Annotated in this window: 12 protein-coding genes and 2 pseudogenes; 6 read left to right on the forward strand and 8 right to left on the reverse strand. The window is 71.8% G+C overall.

All coding sequences use genetic code 11. From position 1 onward, the window contains the following. On the reverse strand, positions 1–645 hold a 645-nt coding region (locus MCAG_RS16645; RefSeq protein ID WP_007074149.1), incomplete at its 3' end, for a S8 family serine peptidase. A 150-nt stretch (positions 646–795) separates the two neighbouring features. Here MCAG_RS16645 and MCAG_RS30955 point away from each other — a divergent pair. Further along, positions 796–3,843: an SseB family protein gene (locus MCAG_RS30955; protein WP_036377312.1), complete on the forward strand. Its 3,048-nt coding sequence runs from the start codon at positions 796–798 to the stop codon at positions 3,841–3,843. Continuing rightward, positions 3,840–4,205 carry a hypothetical protein gene (locus tag MCAG_RS16655; RefSeq protein ID WP_036373776.1) on the forward strand — a complete coding sequence of 122 codons (366 nt, stop codon included), beginning with the start codon at positions 3,840–3,842 and terminating at the stop codon, positions 4,203–4,205. Before MCAG_RS30955 ends, MCAG_RS16655 begins: the two co-directional genes overlap by 4 nt. Before the next feature lie 7 nt (positions 4,206–4,212). Here the strand turns inward: MCAG_RS16655 and MCAG_RS16660 are convergent, their stop codons facing one another. The 4 genes from MCAG_RS16660 to acs form a co-directional block, all read right to left on the reverse strand. Further along, the gene (locus MCAG_RS16660) at positions 4,213–5,145 is read right to left on the reverse strand and encodes an alpha/beta fold hydrolase (RefSeq protein WP_007074152.1); all 933 of its coding nucleotides are present in this window, start codon (positions 5,143–5,145) and stop codon (positions 4,213–4,215) included. A 212-nt stretch (positions 5,146–5,357) separates the two neighbouring features. Next, complete coding sequence (locus MCAG_RS16665) at positions 5,358–7,790, reverse strand: immune inhibitor A domain-containing protein (RefSeq protein ID WP_036373780.1); 2,433 nt, start codon at positions 7,788–7,790, stop codon at positions 5,358–5,360. Positions 7,791–8,126: 336 nt separating this feature from the next. Next, positions 8,127–10,919: an immune inhibitor A domain-containing protein gene (locus MCAG_RS16670; RefSeq protein ID WP_036373785.1), complete on the reverse strand. Its 2,793-nt coding sequence runs from the start codon at positions 10,917–10,919 to the stop codon at positions 8,127–8,129. 264 nt (positions 10,920–11,183) lie between these two features. Further along, the gene (gene acs, locus MCAG_RS16675; protein ID WP_007074156.1) at positions 11,184–13,148 is read right to left on the reverse strand and encodes an acetate--CoA ligase; all 1,965 of its coding nucleotides are present in this window, start codon (positions 13,146–13,148) and stop codon (positions 11,184–11,186) included. Between the two features lie 214 nt (positions 13,149–13,362). Between acs and MCAG_RS16680 the strand changes: the two genes are divergently transcribed. Next, complete coding sequence (locus MCAG_RS16680; RefSeq protein WP_007074157.1) at positions 13,363–14,109, forward strand: hypothetical protein; 747 nt, start codon at positions 13,363–13,365, stop codon at positions 14,107–14,109. A gap of 91 nt (positions 14,110–14,200) precedes the next feature. Here the strand turns inward: MCAG_RS16680 and MCAG_RS16685 are convergent, their stop codons facing one another. Beyond that, positions 14,201–15,004, reverse strand: a complete 804-nt coding sequence (locus tag MCAG_RS16685) for an HAD family phosphatase (RefSeq protein ID WP_007074158.1) — start codon at positions 15,002–15,004, stop codon at positions 14,201–14,203. A 265-nt stretch (positions 15,005–15,269) separates the two neighbouring features. Continuing rightward, positions 15,270–15,713 (reverse strand): tyrosine-type recombinase/integrase, encoded by a 444-nt coding sequence (locus tag MCAG_RS16690; protein ID WP_007074159.1) that lies wholly within the window; start codon positions 15,711–15,713, stop codon positions 15,270–15,272. Positions 15,714–16,467: 754 nt separating this feature from the next. Here MCAG_RS16690 and MCAG_RS16695 point away from each other — a divergent pair. Next, positions 16,468–16,767 carry a hypothetical protein gene (locus tag MCAG_RS16695; RefSeq protein WP_007074160.1) on the forward strand — a complete coding sequence of 100 codons (300 nt, stop codon included), beginning with the start codon at positions 16,468–16,470 and terminating at the stop codon, positions 16,765–16,767. Between the two features lie 854 nt (positions 16,768–17,621). Here the strand turns inward: MCAG_RS16695 and MCAG_RS34910 are convergent. Continuing rightward, positions 17,622–18,491: a hypothetical protein gene (locus tag MCAG_RS34910; protein ID WP_007074161.1), complete on the reverse strand. Its 870-nt coding sequence runs from the start codon at positions 18,489–18,491 to the stop codon at positions 17,622–17,624. Between the two features lie 448 nt (positions 18,492–18,939). Between MCAG_RS34910 and ssd the strand changes: the two are divergent. Together ssd and MCAG_RS30965 are read left to right on the forward strand one after the other, a co-directional pair. Next, a pseudogene (gene ssd, locus MCAG_RS16705) lies at positions 18,940–19,997 on the forward strand (septum site-determining protein Ssd). Beyond that, positions 19,994–20,448 (forward strand): annotated as a pseudogene (locus MCAG_RS30965) (ATPase, T2SS/T4P/T4SS family); the annotation flags it as partial. The pseudogenes ssd and MCAG_RS30965, both read left to right, overlap by 4 nt.

Genomic DNA, 20,448 nt, shown 5'->3' on the forward strand with positions numbered 1-20,448 from the left:
GTCGTGCAGGTTGCCGGCGGCGGCCACCACGACCACGTTCCGGTCGACCGCGTAGCCGACCGCCGCCCGGACGGCCGGGTTGTCGGCGTACAGCACGACGGAGAGGTTGAGCACGTCGGCGTCATGGTCCACCGCCCAGCGGATCGCCCGGGCGAAGTCGGCGGCGCTGACCGTGCGCCCCGACTCACGCCCCTCGACCACCTGCTGCTCGCTGACCCGTACCGGCAGGATGCGGGCGTCCGGGGCGAGCCCCTGGAACGCGATGCCGGAGCGGGGCGCGGCCGCGATGATGCTCGCCACACCGGTGCCGTGCCCGGCGCAGTCCTGGCTGCCGTTGCCGCCCGGGTCGAGGAAGTCGGCTCCGGCCTGGACCCGCCCGACCAGCTGCGGGTGCCCCCGGTCCACCCCGGAGTCGATCACCGCGACGGTGACGCCGGCCCCGGTGGCCAGCGCGGAGAGTCGCTCCGGGGCGTACCGCTGCTGAGGCCACGGGGTGGCCGCCACCGGACGGGCCGGTGCGGGCGGCGTGGCGCAGCCGGGTGCCGCGCGCAGCGCCCCGGTCGCGGGTGCCGGGGCGGCGGGAAGCGCGGTCAGCAGGGCTGCGGCCACTGCGGCGAGGGCCGGACGCGTGGCGGGCCGGGGCATCGCGCCTCCGTATCGTGTCGGCTTCGGAACCGGATGTTATCCGCATCCGGATTGTCCGGCGGGGCGTCCCTGGCCAGCCATTGTGATCTTGTTACCACCTTGTAGGTTGTACGCGATGCCTATGGCCTGAGCGCGGGAGGAGAGGTGGCCGTGACCGACTGGGAGCCGGCTACCGAGGCCGAAGCGGCGATGCGCGACGCGCTCCGCGCCAACGACCAGGAGCTCTACTTCCGGATCCTGGCCCGCACCGACCTGCTGCTGCCGGTTTCCGCGGAGGCGTTGGCCGGGCAGGCCCCGATGGGATGGGGCACCTGGACCACCGGTGGCCGGACCCACGTGCTGGCGTTCACCTCACCCGCCGCGCTGCGAGCGTGCCTGGGCGGGAGCCCCGCGCCCAGCCGACGCAGCGCGTACGCCGACCTCGCCGCCGACTGGCCCAACCACGAGTGGTGGCTGGCGGTCAACCCGGGCCTGCCCATCGAGGGCTACCTGCCGGCCTGGTTCGTCTCCCAGCTCTCGCGGGGCGACGTGCGACTGCCGGGCCGTACCCTCGGTGCCCGGGCCCGACTGGAGCGTGTCGAGTCCGCCGCGAAGGCCCGGGCCACCGCAGTGGTCCCCGGCCAGGACGCTCCGGTGTCGCCCGCGCCCGGCCCGGCGGCCGTGGGGCCGCTACCGGGAGCCCCGACGACCGGGCCGGCCGACGTCGCGGATACGCCCACCACCCGGCTCACGGCGTCGCCGCTGACGGCCCCGCCCCGGCCGCGGGGCGGTGCCCCGGCCCCACCGCACCCGGACGGGTCGGTGGGCGGCCGACCCGGTGGCCCCGATGCCGCGCCCGGCGGGGCCGGCGACGAGCCGGTGCCGGGCGGCTCGGCGTGGCTGAACGTCCCCCAGCGGAGGCCGTCGACGGAAGCCGCGCCGGGCGAGGCGACGGTGGCCGGCAACGGCTCACCTGCCGGCGTTCCGGGCCCGCCCAACCAACCCGCGTCCTTCTTCGAGCCGTCGTCCGGCCGTAGCCGAGTGGCCCGGGGGCTCGGGGAACCCCGCCGTCCCGCCGACCGTGCCGTCCCACCGTCCCGGGGCTTCGCCGGCGGCCAGGCCTTCCCCCGGCGGCGTCCCGCCCCGGAGCCACTTGCCGAGCAACGGACCCACGCCTTCCAGCCCACCTCCACCCCCACCCCGGATCCGCCGACGGTGCGGATGACGCCGGCCGGGGCTGCTCCGGCGACGCCGCCGGCCGAGGCGCACAGCCCCGGTGCGGCCCCCGACGAGCCGACCCGCCCCCTGCGTTCCGGCGGCGTCGCGCCGCCCGGGGTGCCGCCCCGGACGGTGCCGGAGGAGCCGACCAGAGCCTTCCGGGCGGTACCGCCGGGCGAGGAGCCGACCCGTCCCTTCCGAGTGGACGGGGGTGTGGCGGCGGGCGAGAAGCCGACCCGTCCCTCCACCGCGGCCGGCGAAGCGACGGTCGACCTCTTCGGTCAGGCGGGTGGCGCGGGCGCGGGCGAGCCGACCCGTCCCTTCGGCGTGACCGGCGTCGGGGCGGCGGATGCCCTGCCGCGTCGCGGCCCGGGGTTCGGGGCGGAGCAGGCATTCCCGCGTCGTCGCCCCGGGCCTGCCGACGAGGAGCCGACCCGACCTTTCCCGCAGCCACCCAACCCCGTACCGGTCGAGGAGATTGTCGAGGAGGTGACCGCCTCCATCGCCGAGCCGGTCTCCGGGCCGCCCGCGCCCCGCCGGTCCTTCTCGCCGATCGTCATCGAGGGCACGATCATCGAGGCCCGGGACCTGCCCGTCTCGGAACCGGTCGTGCCGCCGGAGGCGACGGTTCCGGCGGCTGCCGACCCGGTGACCGCGCCGATCACCCTGACCGGCTCCGCAGCCGCCGACCCGCCCGTCGAGACCGCCGAGCCGGAGGCGACGGTGTCCCTGTTCACCCCGGCGGCGCGGCCCGCGTCCGACCCGTCTGTCGGCTCCCTCTTCCAGCTCGTCGCCCCGACCGGTCCGGAGGCCGCCACCGGTCCGGCCGCGGCCGTGCGGGTGCCGGAGCCGGACGTGGCCGAGCCGGATGCGCTTCAGCCGGGTGCGGCCGGGCCGGATCTGCCCGAGCCGGATCTGCCCGAGCCGGATGTGGCCGGGCCGGATGTGCCGGGGCCTGCCGTGTCCGCTGGCGCCATTCCGGACCCGGACGGGGGCCCCGACCCGGAGCCGGCGGCGTCGCCCGCACCCGAGTTCCAGCCGGCCAACGACGTCGAGGAGGACCTTGCCGCCGCCGCCGGCACCGGCAGCACCGACGCCTTCCTCTCCACCCTGCTGCTGGCCCGGGTGCTGCTGCCGGTGGCACCCGACTCGGCTGACGGCAGCCGGCCCGGCGAGCCGGGCTTCGTCTGGCGGACCGAGCGGCTGGACGGCGAGCGCTACGTGGTGGTCTACACCTCGCCGGAGCGGATGGCCGACCACGTCGACGAGCCGGTGGAAACCGTACTGATCAAGTTCGCCCAGCTAATTCGTCGCTGGCCCGACGACGCCTGGTCGTTCGCGGTCAACCCGAACACGCCGGTGGGCGCGAAGCTGCCCGGGGAACAGATCGTCGCGCTGGCGAACTGGGCCGCCGACGTGGGGCTCGGCGACGACGTCGAGAGCGAGCCGGAACCGCAGCCGTCGGCCGGCGCGTCGCCTGGCGCGTCCCGGCACGTCCCGCCGCCGGTCGATCCGAGCCAGCCGGTGGTGATGCAGAAGGCGGTCGCGCCCAGCCAGCTCTCCTACTACCTGGAGCGCGGCTACGACCGGGTCTCCGGTTTCGTGCACCGGGCCAGCGAGTTGGCCCACCTGAACACCCCGGCCAAGCTGCACGACGCGCTCGGCCTGGGCCACCCCGGCTCGCCGTTCTCGCGGGACGCGGAGGAGATCTACGTCCTGCGCTGGCCGGCGCACCGGCCGAGCCTCTACCGCATCCCGTACGGCGGGCAGAACGAGGGTGCCATGCGGGCCATGGAGGGGTGGGTGATCGAGCGCCCGCCGTTCCGGGGCAACGGCTTCGCGCCGGGGGACAGCAGCGACGTGGTGGCCGAGTTCAAGGTGGACAGCGCCCGGCTGCCGCACGGCGCGAAGCTGTGGCGGATCGGCGCGGACGGCACCGAGCGGGTGGTCGCGGTCCTGGACACGGATGCGCTGCTCTGGCGTCGGGCCGGTGAGGACTGATGCGCGACGGCTACGTGGCCCGCTGGCGGGGCCGGGAGTACCAGGCCAGCCCGGACGGCGACAACGTCCGGCTCTACCAGCCGGAGCCCGGCGACGGGTTCGAGGAAGTCCGCCCCGGCCGCTACGTCCGGGTGCTTCCGGTGGCCGAGGTGGAGGAGTTGGCGTACGTCCGGACCACCTGTACCTGGCAGGGGCAGCCGTTCGTCGTGCTCGCCGAGCACGACGGCTGGCTGCGGGTCGAGTACACGGGCGGCCGGTGGCCCGTGGCGCAGGCGATGGGGCTGGAGGTCTTCGACTTCGGGGTCTACCAGGGCTGGGCCCCGGCCGGCGAGGTCGCCGACCTGCGCGAGCAGCGGCTCTGACCGGGGATCAGGACTTCGCCCAGCGGAGGATCTCGCCGAGCACCACGTCCCGCGCCTCGACGTGCGGGAAGTGCCCCACGCCGTCCAGCAGCCGCCACTCGTAGGGCGCCACCACGTAGCGGCCGGAGCCCTGGGCGGTGCGCGGCAGGGACGCGGCGTCCAGGGCACCGTGTAGCTGGAGCGTCGGAGTGACCAGGGGCTTCTGCATCAGCCGGACGAACCGGTAGCCGTGCAGCCGCAGCACCGAGCGGAACGCCCACCGGTAGCCCTCCAGGGCGCAGAACGCGGCCTGCGGGATGCGCATCGCCTCCCGGCAGCGCTGGGCGTACGCGGCGAAGTCGGGGCCGTCGACCCACTGTGGTCCGCCCCAGCGGCGCAGCATCTCCTCGACGGCCGCCGCGTCGTCCCGGGTGAGCACGTGCTCGTACCGGGGGAGCTGGAACCTCAGGGTCGGTGTGGAGGCGGTGAACTGGCCGCGCGGGTCGGCGAAGATCGCGGCCCGCAGCCGCAGCGGGTGGGGCGCGCCGAGCACGACGAGCCGGCGGACCAGGGACGGGTGGAACGAGGCGGCGGTCCAGCCGATCAGGCCACCGGCCCCGGTGCCGACCACGGTGGCGGAGCGTTCGCCGAGGCCCCGGATCAGCCCGGCGACGTCGGCGGCGAGGGTGTATCCGTCGTATCCCCGGGGCGGCTTGTCGCTGGCCCCGTAGCCGCGCAGGTCGACCGCGACGGCCCGGAACCCGGCGTCGGCGACGGCGGGCAGCACATCGTGCCAGGCCCACCAGTGTTCGGGGAAACCGTGCAGGAGGAGCACCATCGGGCCGGTGCCGGCCTCGACGACGTGGAAACGGGTGCCGTTGGCTCCGACGAACCGGTGCGTCCACGGCCCCTCGGTCAGGACGCAGGACTCATCGACGGCCCCGCCGCGCTGCTCGGTCATGGTCCCAGCCTAGGACCCCGGTGCCCCCGCCCGTCCCGGTGCTCCGGCGCTCGGGACTTCCCGGCGGAGAGGACGGTGCCCTGGGGCGAGGAGGGCGTGCCCGGCGCGGAGAACGGTGCCGGCGGGAAAGGGCGATGCCCGGACAGGTGGCCTGCCCGGGCATCGCGGTGAAGCGGTCGATCGGTGAAGCGGTCGATCAGTGGATCAGTGGATCAGGAGAAGCTGACCTTGATCGAGGTGCCCTTCTGCTCCAGCACCTTGATCTTGGTGCCGGTGGCCGGGACCTTGACGCCGTGGTTCGGCAGCTCCGGGTACCAGTACTGCTTGGTGTCGTCGAACAGCGGCTGCGCGGCCTGACCCCGGACGTACTGGGCCTGACCGTTGATGTGCAACGTGAACGAGTCCGCCTTCTTCGTGCTGAACGGCGCGTCGTACACCTGGACCCGGGCCCGCCAGGGGTTGCCGGTCAGGTTGTAGATCGGCTGCGGGCGGGAGTCGATGATCAGGTTGCGACCCTCACCCGGGTGGACGAACGTGTCGTTGTCCGCGAACCGGAGGTTCCAGTACGAGATCAGCAGGCCCTCCTGGTACGCGTAGTGGTCCACGTAGTCCGGGCGGGTGTTGGCGTAGCCGAAGTAGTACGGGCCGGTCTTCAGGTACTGGTCGTACGAGACGTACGACCGGTGGCCGGCGATGTAGTAGTTGTCGAAGAGCCGGGTGTAGGACTTCTCGACGATGCTCCAGCCCTTGGCCGCCCAGTCGCCGGTGCCGCTCTCGGCACCGTCGCTGGCCAGCGTCTGACCGTCTGCGGTCACGGTGATGTTGTCACCGAAGAAGCCGCCTTCGGCCACGCCACCGTCGGTGATGTAGTGGAAGCGGAACTGGATGCTCTTGCCGGTCAGGGCGTTGAGCGGGATGTTGATGTCGGTCCACTCGCCGCCGCTGCTGCCGCTGAGGCCCGGCGTCGGGTCGGTGTTGGACACCGGCGGGATCGGCTTGCCGTTCACGGTGCCGGGCAGTGCGCTCCAGGTGGCCCCGCCGTCGGTCGACGCCTCGAAGAAGAGGTAGTCGTAGCCGGACTCGATGTCGAACCGGCCCTTGAGCGACAGTGCCGCCGAGGTCTTCCCGGTCAGGTCGATCGCCCTGGTCAGAGTGTTGTCCAGGTCGTCGTCGTTGCCGGAGAAGAACTGCTTGGTGCCCTCGAACGGCGCGCCGTAGTCGAAGGTGTACTCCCGCTGCGGCAGGACCACCACGGCGGCCTGCGGCTTGGTCGTGTTGTATTCCTGCGGGCCGAGTTCCAGGGTCTTCTTCTGGCCGGCCTTGATCACCTCGTAGTCGAGCCAGCCGAGCTGGAGCTTGTTCCAGGCGCCGAGGTCGCCGCCGCGTTCGCCGATGCCGTCGTCGTTCTTGGCGCCGAGCCGGCTCTGGGCCATCAGGGTCCAGTGCTCGTTGTTGTTGTCGCCACCACTCTCGACGTTGTAGTCGTCAGGCAGGCCGAGGTCGTGGCCGTACTCGTGGTAGAAGACGCTCCGGCCGCCGTTCTCCGGCTGGATCGTGTAGTCGCGGATCCAGACGCCGGTGTTGCCGATCTGGGTGCCGCCGATCGGGAAGTTCGCCGGGCCGGTGCGCGAGGTGTTGTACGCCGCCCAGCGGTGGCTCCAGATGGCGTCCTCACCCTGGTACGGGTCGCCGTCGGCCTGGTCGCCGCCGGAGTGGACGATCTGGAAGTGGTCGATGTAGCCGTCCGGCTCGTTGAAGTTGCCGTCGCTGTCGTAGTCGAACCGGTCCCACTGGTCGTAGGACTGCATGTCGGCCTTGATCTGGGCGTCGGTGCGGCCCTTGGCCTTCTGGTCGGCGACCCACTGGTTGGCGGCGTCGCGGACCAGGTCCCAGGTGTTCTGGCAGACGCTGGCCGCGCAGACGGCCGGGTCGTTGGCCGGGTTCCCGGTGTCCTCGTCGGCGATCGGGTCGTCGGAACGGCCGTAGCGGGCGGCGTTGTACTTGACCTTCACCCAGTCGGTGACCATGCCGTCGACGCTGTAGCGCCCGGACGACTGGGCCTCGTAGTACTGCTTGAGCGACTCGTCGCCCTGCCCGGTGCCGAAGTACAGCTTGCGGAAGTAGTCCGCGCTGTAGTCCGCCTGCCACACCGTCGAGTTGTCCACCGCCCGGTTCGGGGCGGGAATCTCGTTGTGCAGCGGCCCGTCGAACCGGGACGGCCCGGTGATGTCCGGGTTCATGTCCTTGTCCGGGTAGGCGGGGTCCCGCTCGTCGCCGAACTCGGCGAGGATCACGAAGATCTTGTCGGTCCGCTCCCGGGCCAGCTCGACGTACTGGTCCTTCTGGCCCTTCTTGGCGCTGCGCGCGCCGGCCGCGGATGCGCCGCCGCCAGCGGTCTTGCCGACCTTGACGACGGTGCTGCCGTTGATCTTCTGGGCCTTGGCCCGGCCGGACAGGACCTCGCTGAGGCCCTCCTGACGAAGCGCGCGGCGCTTGTCCTCGAGCTTGTCCGGCAGATCGTGATCCGCTGGGGCCTCTTCGACGGCCGACGGGGCGGCGGCCGGGAGCTTCGCGGTCGACGCCGCGTTGGCGGTCGTGGTAACCACCAGGCCCGTCGCCGTCAACGAAAGCCCGAGCAGACCCACTGCGACTTTCCGCACGTGGTACCTCCGGTGTGAGGGAACCGGCCCAACGAGGGTAGGAGCCGGTGAGTCGTCCCACTTGTGGGACCAATGGTGAACATAGAGTCTCCCGGGACGGGGGGGAAGACGCGTGTGTCGATTTGTTGCAAACTTTTGTTGAGAATGCTTTTCACTGTCATACCTGGGCGACTTCTCCAGCGCCGCGAGCAGCGCGGATTTCTGGGCGGTGAATCGGAGTGACGGATTTTGATCGGTGCTGCCGACGCAAAAGGAGAAGGGGCCGATGGCGTCTGCGCCACCGACCCCTCCGCTGATCCTCCGGTCAGTTACCGCCCATCATCAGGGCGTCGCCGCGGTCACCTTCACCGTGGCGATCGAGTTGTCCCACGTGGTCCGCTGTACCGTCAGCGAAACCCCGTAGCCCACACCCGCGTCACCGGGGTTGCCGGTGCCCAGCACGATCGCCCCGCCACCCAGGGTGACCCCGTAGAACGAGGTCGCCGGGGTGCCGTCCGGGTTGACGACCCGGGTGGTGTACTGCGCGTTGCCGCGTGACGGCAGCACCACGGAGGCGTCGTTGTCCCGGGCGTACGGCGTGTTGTCCCGGATCTCGATGCCCGGGTACCAGCCCTTGGCGTCGGTGAACTGCGGCACCGCCGGCTGCGCCGGGAAGCTCGTGCAGTACTCGCTGTACGGCTCGTCCGCCGCCTCCAGGCACTCGTTGAACGGGTACGTCTTCTTCAGGCCGAACGCCGCGTTCGACGACTGGGGCCGGCTGGGCAGGTTGTCCAGCACCGACGGGTCCTTCTCGGCCGCCGTGCCCTGCCGCCGGTACGGGTCGAAGTGCGAGTCGACGATCAGCAGGCCACCCTTGGCGCCGTAGCTCGGCAGGGCGGTGAGCTGCGCGGTGACGTGGTTGACGTCGCCGAGCGCCGTGTCGCGGTACCAGACCAGCATGCCCGGCGCGTTGTACGAGATCCGGTCGACCTTCCATGCGTCGTGCGAGTACACCGTGTCGTAGGCGTACTTCAGACCCTTGTCGAAGCCGTCGAAGTTGCGCCACTCGGCCAGGTAGTAGTGCGCCCGGACCTCGGTGCCGGAGTTGGTCTTCCAACCCCCGCCGGTGGTGTCGGTGAAGCTGCCGCCGGTGGCGGTCCAGCCGTTCGCCCCGCCCTCGACGTCGTCGCTCCAGGTGGTGGTGCCACCGCCGGTGACCGCGAAGTCGTCGGCGAACCAGCCCCGCTCCAGGAAAGACTCGTCGGTGGCCTGCCGCAGCCGCAGCTGCACGGTCTGCCCCGCGTACGCCGACAGGTCGACGTAGTCGTGCCGCCAGCCGCCGGTGGAGCCGGTCAGGCCGTACTTCTTACCGCCGAAGTCCGCCATCCGGCCGTTCGGGTCGGCGTAGTTGTCCGGCGTGGTGACCACGGCGCCGGCCGCGTCGTAGACCTTCTGCTCCGACCAGGTGGCCCCGCCGTCGGTGGAGAGCTCGACGAAGCCGTAGTCCCAGTCCTCCTCGATGACGTAGTTGTTCCACATCCAGAACTTCGCGTCGGCGGCCGAGGGCACGCTCACCGCGCGGCTCAGCTTGACGTCCGCCCAGTTCTGGTCGGCGCCGCTGTGCCACATGTTCCCACCGCTGTGCGGGGTGGCCAGGGTGATCACCTTGTCCGGCAGGTCCACCTTGATGCCGTGGGCGGTGCCGACCGGCGTGCGGGACGTCTGCCCGAGCCGGATGGTGCGCGGGTCGGAGCCGGGGGCGACCGTCACCGGCTCGGCCCAGCCGAGCACCCACTTGTCCCAGATGCCCATGTGGGTGGGGAGCGCCTGGAAGATCTCGCCGCTGTGCGAGCCGGAGGACATCAGGTCCCAGAAGTCCACGTCGGAGTCGGCGTTGCCGGACGTGTCGTAGAGGTCCGGCAGCCCGAGGTCGTGGCCGTACTCGTGCGCGAAGACACCGACGCCGGAGTCCTCCGGCTGCACGATGTAGTTCGACACCCGCAGCTGCGTGCCGGGAATGGTGTAGCCGCCCGGAACCGTCGAGGAGTGTGCCCAGACCGCGTACACGCCCTCGGCGCCGCCGCCACGGGACTTGCCCTGACCGGCGTGCACCAGCACCAGGTGGTCGATGACCCCGTCCGGCTCGAAGAGGTTGCCGTCGCCGTCGCGGTCGCTCTGGTCCTCGATGTCGTAGTCGGCCCACGGGAAGCTCGGGTCCATGGCGGCCAGCGTGTCGATAGCGTCGGTGGCGAGCCGGCCCGCGCCGGCCGGGTTGTCCGGGTGGCCGTTCATGGCCTGCTCGCGGCCGGCGACCCAGTCGCCGTTCTCGTCCTGGAAGCAGCGCGACGCCGCGTACCAGCCCTCGGAGTGCGGCACGGTGATCCACGGGCTGGCCTGCCCGTCGACCGTGTACGCGCCCTTGGACATCTCCAGGTACATGTTGTGCATGGTCCGGCCGGCGAGGCTGATGCCCTTCTTGCCGTCCGGCCCCTCCAGGTCCGTGCGGACCCGCTCGGTGATGCCCTTCTTCGTGTAGAGCATCTTGTTGTAGTGGGACGGCGAGAAGTCCGGCACCCACATCGAGTTGTTGTCCTCGTGCGGCAGGCTCGCCGGGTTCGGGATGTTGTTGTGCTTCGGCCCGTTCTGCACCGTGCCGGGGACGCACGTCCGGTCCTCGAAGACCGTCTTCGGCACCATCACGCCGGTGAAGTCGTCGTTGGCCTGGTCGTTGAACTCCACCAGCAGGGTGAGCAGCTTGGCCGTCTGGGTGCTCGGGGCCTGCTTGATCCGCCGAGGGCTCTTCCCGGTGCGGATCGACTGGGCCTCCAGCTTCGCGAGCTGCTTCGCGGCCGTCGGGTTGCCGCCGGCGTACTTGCGGTTGTACGCCCGGGCCCGGTCCACCGCCGTGGTGTACACGCCGTCGGCGCCCTTGACCTCCTTGCCGGCGGTGTCCGGCTGCACCTCGGGCTCGGCGTAGTTGATGTAGTGCTCGTCCGCCCCGATCGTGGCTCGAACCGGGCCGGACGTCTCGGCCGACGCGGTCCCCGTCACGGTCAGTGACGTGGCCGCGAGGGCGATGGCGGGCAGCGCGACGAGTAGGCGTCGGCGTGATCGTCGTTGCGGAATCGTGTGCATGCCGCTCCGTTTCTCGGGCATGGGCGAGGAGACCAGCCGGCGCGCATGACAGTGACGCCCATCGAACCGACCGATGCGGCTGAACCTAAAGGAGAAACAACCCGTCCAACAGGGGGCGGCGTCCCCTGTGTCCGTTCAGACCGGTACCCCTCACCCAACCGACCGAGATCTCACCGTTACGGAGCGTATGCGTGCCGGGATGCCCGAAACGGAGGGTGGCGGCCCGCGCGGGCCGCCACCCTCCGAGGGGTAACACGCCTGCCGTCAGTCCTCGTCGGACTTGCCGCCGCCCATCCCCGAGGAGATCAGCTCCATCACCGAGGAGTCCTGGAGGGTGGTCACGTCGCCCAGCGACCGGTTCTCCGCGACGTCCCGCAGCAGCCGGCGCATGATCTTGCCGGAGCGGGTCTTCGGCAGCTCCGGCACCAGCATGATCTGCCGCGGCTTGGCGATCGGGCCGAGCGTCCGCGCCACGTGGTTGCGCAGGTCGGAGATCAGCTTCTCGCCCGCCTCGCCCGCCGTGTCGACCGAGCCGCGCGGGATGGCGAACGCCACGATCGCCTGCCCCGTGGTCGGGTCGGTCGCCCCCACCACCGCCGCCTCCGCCACCGAGGGGTGCGACACCAGCGCGGACTCCACCTCCGTGGTGGAGATGTTGTGGCCCGACACCAGCATCACGTCGTCCACCCGGCCCAGCAGCCAGATGTGCCCGTCGTCGTCCTTCTTCGCGCCGTCCCCGGCGAAGTACAACCCCTCGAACCGGGACCAGTACGTCTCGACGAACCGGTTGTCGTCGCCCCAGATCGTGCGCAGCATCGACGGCCACGGCTCGCGCAACACCAGGTAACCGCCGCCGCCGTTCGGCACCGACTGGCCCTGGTCGTCCACCACGTCGGCCTCGATGCCCGGCAGCGGGGTCATCGCCGAACCCGGCTTGGTCTCGGTGACCCCGGGCAGCGGCGAGATCATGATCGCGCCCGTCTCGGTCTGCCACCAGGTGTCCACGATCGGCAGTTCGCCCCGGCCGACGTGCTGCCGGTACCACATCCACGCCTCGGGGTTGATCGGCTCGCCGACGCTGCCCAGCAGCCGCAGCGAGGACAGGTCGTGCCCGGCCGGGATGTCGTCGCCCCACTTCATCATCGTCCGGATCAGCGTCGGCGCGGTGTACAGGATGCTCACCCGGTACCTGTCGACGATCTCCCAGAACCGGCCCTTGTGCGGAGTGTCCGGCGTGCCCTCGTACATGACCTGGGTGACGCCGTTGGCCAGTGGCCCGTACACGATGTAGGAGTGACCGGTCACCCAGCCGATGTCGGCGGTGCACCAGTAGACGTCCGTCTCCGGCTTCAGGTCGAAGACCGCGTGCGCCGTGTACGCCGCCTGGGTGAGGTAACCACCCGTGGTGTGCAGGATGCCCTTCGGTCGGGCCGTCGTGCCGGAGGTGTACAGGATGAACAGCGGGTGCTCGGCGTCGAACGGCTGCGCGACGTGCTCGGCGGACGCCCGCTCCACCGTCTCGTGCCACCAGTGGTCCCGCTCCGACCAGGCGACCTCCTCACCGGTGCGGCGGATGACCAGCACGTGCTCCACCGACGGGCAGTTCGCCACCGCCTCGTCCACGGTCGGCTTCAGCGCCGACGGCTTGCCCCGGCGGTACCCGCCGTCGGCGGTGATCACCACCTTGGCCGTCGCGTCGGAGATCCGGTTGCTCAGCGAGTCGGCGGAGAACCCGCCGAAGACCACGCTGTGGGTGGCGCCGATCCGGGCGCAGGCCAACATCGCCACCGCCGCCTCCGGCACCATCGGCAGGTAGATCGCCACCCGGTCGCCGGCCGCCACGCCCAGCTCGGTCAACGCGTTCGCCGCCTGGCAGGTCATCCGGTGCAGGTCGGCGTACGTGACGGTCCGGGTGTCGCCCGGCTCACCCTCCCAGTGGATGGCCACCTTGTCGCCGTTGCCCGCCTCCACGTGCCGGTCCAGGCAGTTGTACGCCACGTTGAGCTGGCCGCCGGTGAACCACTTCGCGAACGGCGGGTTCGACCAGTCGAGCACCTGGTCCCACTGCTTCGCCCATACCAGCCGCCCCGCCTGCCGCTCCCAGAAGGCCAGCCGGTCGGCGGCGGCCTCGGCGTACGCGTCGGCGGTCACGTTTGCGTTCGCGGCGAGTTCGGCCGGCGGCGGGAACTGCCGCGTCTCGTTCAGCAAGTTGGCCAGTGCCTCGCTCATGCCGTGACTCCCTCGTCGCTTGCGTGACCTGCGTCTCTCCTACCCCCGCAGAGGTTAGCCGTGGCGGCCGGAGGCCGCGACAGCTCCCGGAGGACGCGCGCGCCGAGCGGCCCCCGCCACGCGCCGAGCTGTAAGGAAGGGCACCTTCTTAACGTCTACGGCAGAGAAGGGTCCCCTTCTCACCCACCGTCCCGGGGATCGCTAGCGTGACGGCGTGACCGCTGACCCGCTCGCGCCGCTGCTCGCGCTCGCCGACATCGCCCCCGCCGTCGAGCGGGCCCGCGACCGCGTCGACCAGGCGATGCGGCACCGCGCGCTGCGCCGGCACGGTGGCCAGGTCGCGGCCGAGGTCAGCCTCCGGTCCGCCGTGGCCAGTGCCGCCCTGGAGGGGTACGCCCACGACCGCGAGTCCGTCCGGGCCGGAACCCTCACCGACCCGGTGACCCAGGGGGCACTGCGGGTGGCCGGGGCGCTGCCCGGGCTGGCCGAGCGCTGGCCGAAGGCACCCCGGCAGGTCCTCGCCCGGCTGCACGTGCTCGCCGCCCGGGACGCCGTACCCGACGACGAGCTGGGGCGGCCGGTGGCCGACCCGGTGGTCGGCGCCCGGCTGGACGGCCTCGCCGGGCTGGTCGCCGGCGGCACGACCGCGCCCCCGCTGGTGCTCGCCGCCGTCGTGCACGGCGAGCTGCTCAACCTGCGCCCGTTCGCCGGGCCGTCCGGGCTGGTGGCCCGCGGAGCCGCCCGGCTGGTCCTCATGTCCACCGGTTTCGACCCCCGTGGGTTGGTCGGCGTCGACGTCGGCCACCGCGAGCGCGAACCGGAGTACGTCGGTGCGGCCGGGGCGTTCGCCACCGGCACCCCGGACGGGCTGCGCTCCTGGCTGCGGCACTACCTGGCTGCGGTCGAACTCGGCGCCGACCAGCTCACCGCCGTCGGTGACGAGATCCTCGCCGCCGGCTGACCAGCGGCCCGCCTGGCCTGCCAGCCCTGATCCACCCTCGCGGGACCCCGGCCCGGTCTGACCCCGGCTCAGCTGGACGCCGCCGGAGTGGTCAGGCCACGGGAGTGGTGCGGGTGCGGCGGTGCCGGCCGTACCAGGCGATGCCGATTGCCACCCCGACGCCCACACCGAGCGCCGCCGCGGCGACCGGCACCGCCGGCCGCTCCCGCAGCCGCCGGCCCAGCGGGATCGGGTGCCGGAACTCCAGCACCGGCCAGGCGTTCTCGGCGGCCAACCTGCGCAGCGCCCGGTCCGGGTTGACCACCGTCGGGTGGCCCACGCACTCCAGCAGCGGCCGGTCGCTCATCGAGTCGGAGTACGCGTACGAGTCGGCGAGGTCGTAGTCACGCTGCCGGGCCAGCTCGCTGACCGCTTCGACCTTGCTCGGGCCGGCCGCGTAGAACTCCACCTCGCCGCTGTACCGGCCGTCCGCCACCGTCATGCGGGTGGCGATGACGTCGGTCACCCCGAGCAACTCGCCGATCGGCCGGACCATCTCCTCGCCGGAGGCGGAGACCAGCACGACGTCCCGGCCGGCGGCTTGGTGCTCCTCGATGAGGGCGGCCGCCTCGGCGTACACGTAGGGGTTGATCAGCTCGTGCAGTGTCTCCGCGACGATCTGGCGGACCTGTTCCACCTGCCAGCCCTTGCACAGGGCGGCGAGATAGTCCCGGGTCCTGGCCATGGTCTGCTCGTCGGTGCCGCCCAGCCGGAACATCAGCTGCGCGTACGCCGACTTCACCACGTCCCGCCGGGTGATCAGCCCGTCCCGGTAGAACGGCCGACCGAACGCCAAGGCGCTCGACTTGGCGATGACGGTCTTGTCGAGATCAAAAAAAGCGGCACTTCGGCCCACGGCGCGAAAGTCTATCCGGATGGTCTATGGTCGGCGGGTGCCTGGGGTGCGGACTTCGGTCCTGCCCCTACGGCGACCCCGTCATCCCTGCCATCAGTGACGGCGATCACACTCTCCGAACGCGATTTCGCAGGGAGTGGAGGCGACACCACTCGACGTATACAGGTCTGCTCAGGCATGCTTGTGCTTACGACGAGTATTCACATGCCGTGCGACAGCAGACCCTCGGCGGTTGCACCCCCCGTGACCGCTGAGTCGGTTCGGCTCACACCCCCCCGGAGCCGAACCTCCCGACGACCCCCGTCTCCCCCCGACGGGGGTCGTCCCTTTCCTGGTCCCCCTCCGGCCCAGGTGAAGGCGCGTTCTTCGGGTGGGTCGGCTCGGGCGACAGGCGGAAAGTCAGCGAATCGTCAGCGAACGTCAGCCGCACCCGGTCGGCGTAGTCGTCGGGCGTGTGCGTGTACCGGTCCGGCGTCGTCGACGCCTTCTCGTGGCCCACCACCCGCCGCACCACGTTGACCGGTACGCCGTCCGTCGCCAGCCACGTGATGTACGAGTGCCGCAGGTCGTGGAACCGCAGCTCGCCGACCGCCGATGCCGCCGTATGTGCCACCGCCGCCGACACCCAGCCGGCGTTGTGCCGGTGTACGAAGCGCCGAGGCGGGCGGGCTATCCACGGGTCGTCGTTCGGGTCGCGGTCCCACGCCAATACCCACCCCTGGCCAGCCTCAGCAGGTCGCCGAGCAACCGGTACCCGGGCAGTCCAGGCAGGACCGGCGGGCCAGGGAACGAGCCCGCTCCGACCCACGCCCCATCGATGGTGTGGAGGCAGGAAGGGGACGCGCGGCGCGGCGCACTATGCGCGCGGGTCGCCAAGCCACACACGTCCTGGTTGTCCAGGCGCTCGGAGCGCCCGACAACCGCAGGGTGACGCCGCCATCAGAGCCGATGACCAGGTCGGCGTTGTCCTCCACGGTGACGGCAGTGACGGTCAGGTTCAGCACTTCGAGTAGCGTCGAAAGGTAGACGCCGGCTGCTCCGCCGCCAAGTCGAAGACGAACGGCGGGGGCGGGATCACCTGATCGCCGCCGACCTGTGATCGACAATTCCTAAACCGTGGTGCCGAGCGGGCCAGGTGACCCATCTTGACCCAAGCGGAACGCACCGCCGCGCCATCCGAGGAACGTCAGCACCAAGCCGCCGGCGAGGTGATCGGCAGGTTGCCGCCCATGCTCGCTCCTATGGATCAAATGATGGTGAGCGTGGCGTGTCTCAGTCCTCATTCAGTCCTCTAGAGGTCGAGTCCCGGCCGCTGGCGCTGAGAGATGCCGAGAGGGGTTTCCGCAGGCCAGCCGGGGTTAGAGCAGGTAGACCGTGGTTGGCAACTTGATCTCGCAATGCGTAGGTCGGATCACCGTCCCCGGGGGCAACGCGCGGGACGTCAGGACGGATAGGGTCTTCGCATGCGCAGCCCAGCTCCATGGCTCAGGGTCCTGGCGTTTGCTCTGGTCAGCGTCGGCATGGCCATGGTCTTCATCAACGCCGAGGCCCTCTCGAACGGCGACGCCGTCGAGTGCGACGGCAGCCCGATGAGACCCGGTCAAGTGTGCGTGCGCGTAGGCGGCGGCGGAACCAGCTACGACGAGGAGAAGAGGAACGAAGCCCGGGGAGTGCTCGCTGGCTACGCCGGGGTGGGCATCGGCACCCTCGGCATCGTCCTCCTCATCAGCCATGGGATTGCCACGCGACGAGGAAGCCGATAACGCCCCTGCCCAGACCCATCTTCTTGGCCGTGGTCACCGCGCGGCCACGTAGCCCGCGCGGCGTAGGGGAGCGCACGCCGGCCGCGTCGGCGAGCTGGCGGCGGTCGTGGGGTTGCGTTTGCTGGGCCTCCGGCGGGGGCGCTCCGGCTCCAGGGTGGCCGGGGGCTCGGTCGGCGGGTCGCGGTCCGTGGGTGGTTGCGGCGGCCATCCCGCCTGCCATCGACCCGGGCGGGCCGAGCAGACACCGCCCGGCCCGCCAGCGTCCGTACGGGCCGTCAAGGTCTGCTTGACGTGGTGGCCCGAGGTGGCGGGCGGGTGGCAGCCCGCGTCCCAGGAGAGCGGGTCGATGGCAGGCGGGATGGCACCTTGACGTGGGTAAGTAGCGGGACCGGTTTCGCCCCAACAGCGTGATTGTGAGACGTAGCCGGACCTCGGTAGACAGAACAATGAGGGGTCCGGCTAGGATGTAGCGTCTACTTCGTTAGTAGTTGATAGAGCGTCCAAGGCGCGGTGGCCGCCGCGACAAGGACACAGAGTCGGATGGTCTCGGGCCAGCTTCGCAGGGCGGCCCGGACTGTCCGTCCAATTTCCTTTGGAAGTTCTTCCATTAACTACTCCTTCCTGTTTTGAGACAGCAAAAAGGAGGCCCCCCCAGTATGGCTACTTATAGGAACAGAAATTCCTATAAGGCCCACAAAGGTGGAGCCTCCTAAAGACTTTGGTGCGTTGCCAGCTAAATGACGCTATGCTCGCTGGCAATGGCAAAAGCGTACGTCATGTGGCAACCGCATGACAAGCCCTTGTTCGAATAGTGTGACGTCGCCCGGTTCGCGACGCCGGGGCGGGCGGACGGGTCAGCGCACCACGGCCCTGCGTGTCTCGGACTCCGGCTGGAAGCAGACCAGCGCCCAGCCACGATCGTTGGTGACGACCCATGGGTGGCCGACGTAGGTCTGCTGCCGGTACGACTCGCCCGGCCCCAGCGTCCGGTACTGCTGGCGGCGGCCGTTCCAGTCGAGCCAGTACACGACGATCCGCTCGCGCCGGGCGTTGACGAACTCGATGTACGTCGAGCGGCCACCGCCGGTCGACCGCAGGTGCGACTCCGCGTACGGCGGCAGCGGTTGCAGTTCCGGCGTGCTGGGCTGGGTGGGTTGTGGCCGGGGGGCGGTGGTCGTCGGGGCGGGCCGGCTCGTGGTCGCGGTCGGGGCGGCGGTCCGGGGCCTGCCGGTGGGCGGACGGCCCGACGTGGAGGCCGGGGGCGGTGCCGAGGCCCGGTTCGACAGGGACCCCGCCGCCGGCGAGAGGGTGGGCGTGGGCGTCGCGCTGTCGGTGGGCAGCCCCACCCGGATCGGTTCCTGGGCGATCGGCCCCGGCTGGTAGGGCTGGTAGGCGTTGAAGAGCGGCAACAGCATGATGATCAGCGTGGCCACCAGCCCGACCACCACGGAGGCCAGGACGAGGGCCAGTCGCAGCCCGTCACTGCTGTGCGCCCTCCTCGACGGGGCGGACGTCGGTCGGGCCGCCGGTGGCGACCCCGGACCCGTCGTGGTCCACCCGTCCCCAGCGGGCAACGCCCCGTAGGCCGCGGGCGGCACGGACGCGCGCTCCACCGACGGCGGCACCCAGCCACCGATGCGTAGGCGCGCCGGCCCGGCCCCGTCCCCGGTCTTCCTGGCGATGTCGAGTCTGTGCCGATCGTCGAACTCGCTTGAGTGGGTCATGTCCCCGGTCCGCGCACGGTGCCACTTCGATCAATGGCACGGAGGATCGAATTATGCGCGACGAGGGTTCCCCCAGGTCAATGTTTCGCGCCGAAAATCGCGTAGCGGTCCCTCCATTGGCTCCTTGGACGTGGATCGTCACACCGGGTGCGGCCAGTCCCCGGCCGGATGATGCGGTGTCGTCGTGCGGCGGGCCGGTCTGACGGCTCGGGGGCTGCGCCGCTGTGGGTGCCTCCCGCCTGGGCGACGGTGTTCTGCCATAGCAGATCGACCTGGCTTTCGGGCGATGTCCACAGTGCCTCCGGTTATCCACAGGGGAGCCCGAGCCGGCGGCGAGCGGGGGCCGCCCCGGGCACGCTCTCGGGCAGCACCCCCGAGCCGACTGCTGGAGGCCGTGATGCCACCACCCCGTACCTCGCTCTCGCCGCGCCGCCGACTGCCCTTGGTGGTGACCTCGGACGACGACCTCCTCGACGATCTGCTCCGGCTCGCCGCCGCCGGCGGCACGGAGGTCGAGGTGGCCGCGGACCCGGCCGCCGCCCGGTCCCGGTGGTCGCCCGCACCGCTGGTGCTGGTGGGCGACGACCAGGCGCAGGCCTGCCTGCGGGCGCGGCTGCCGCGCCGGTCGCGGATGGTCCTGGTGGGCCGGACCGGGCAGCTCGATCCCGGCTGGGAGATCGCCGAGCTGATCGGCGCTGAGCACGTCGCCACCCTGCCTGCCGCCGAGCCATGGCTGGTGTACCGGTTCGCCGAGTGCGCGCCGGACCGGGCCGGCGACGGCGTGGCCCGGGTGGTCGCGGTGCTCGGCGGCCAGGGCGGCGCCGGGGGCCAGCTCCCTCGCCGGTGGGCTAGGCCTTCACCGCCGCCCGGGCCCGGTTGCGTACCCTCCTCGTCGACTCCGATCCGCTCGTCGGTGGGCTGGACCTGGTGCTCGGCTGGGAGCAACTGGACGGGCTGCGCTGGCCGGCGCTCACCGACGCCGACGGGCGGGTCGACCCGCCGGCGTTGGTCCGGGCCCTGCCCAGCCGCGGCGACCTGGTGGTGCTCTCCTGGGACCGGGGAGACCCCCTGCCGCTGCCCGCCCCGGCGATGGCGGCCACCCTGGATGCGGCCCGGCGGGGGCGCGACTTCGTCGTGGCCGACGTGCCTCGCCATCTCGACGACCCGGCCGTGCTCGCGTTGCAGGCCGCCGACCAGGCGTTCCTCGTCGTGCCAGCCGAGTTGCGGGCCACCGCCGCGGCAGCCCGGGTGGCAGCGGCCGCCGCCCCGCATTGCGCCCAACTGTCCGTCGTCGTGCGCGGCCCGGCACCGGGTCGGCTCAAGGCCGTCGAGGTGGCCCGCGCCCTGGGGCTGCCCCTGGCCGGCACGCTCCGTCCCGAGCCGGGGCTGTGCCGAGGGCTGGAGCGCGGGGAGGCACCCGCCGCCGACGGGCGTGGACCCCTCGCCGCGCTCTGTCAGCGCATCGTCGGCGAGCTGACCGGCCTTCCGATGTCGGGTGCGGCGTGAACGGCCACGCCGACGGCGAGGAACTCGCCAGCCGGGTGCGCCAGCGGTTCGCCGCCACGGCCGCCCCGGTCACCCCGGCAGCCGTGGTTTCCGCCGTACGCGCCGAGCCGGCGGCGGCGATCCTCGGGGACACCGCCGTGCTCCGGATCGCCGGCCGGGTGCACGACGACCTGGTCGGCGCGGGCCCGCTGGCACCCCTGCTCGCGGACGCCGAGGTGACCGACGTGCTGGTCAATGGAACCCGGGTGTGGGTCGATCGGGGCCAGGGCCTGTACCAGGTCGCGGTGCCGGTCGGCACCGTCGACGACGTACGGCGCCTGGCGCAGCGCCTCGCGGCCGGGGCCGGCCGCCGCCTCGACGACGGCTCCCCGTACGCGGACGCCCGGCTGCCCCGACGGCACCAGGCTGCACGCCGTGTTGCCCCCGGTGGGCCACCGACGGGCCCTACCTG

Source organism: Micromonospora sp. ATCC 39149 (assembly GCF_000158815.1).
Taxonomy (GTDB): Bacteria; Actinomycetota; Actinomycetes; order Mycobacteriales; family Micromonosporaceae; genus Micromonospora.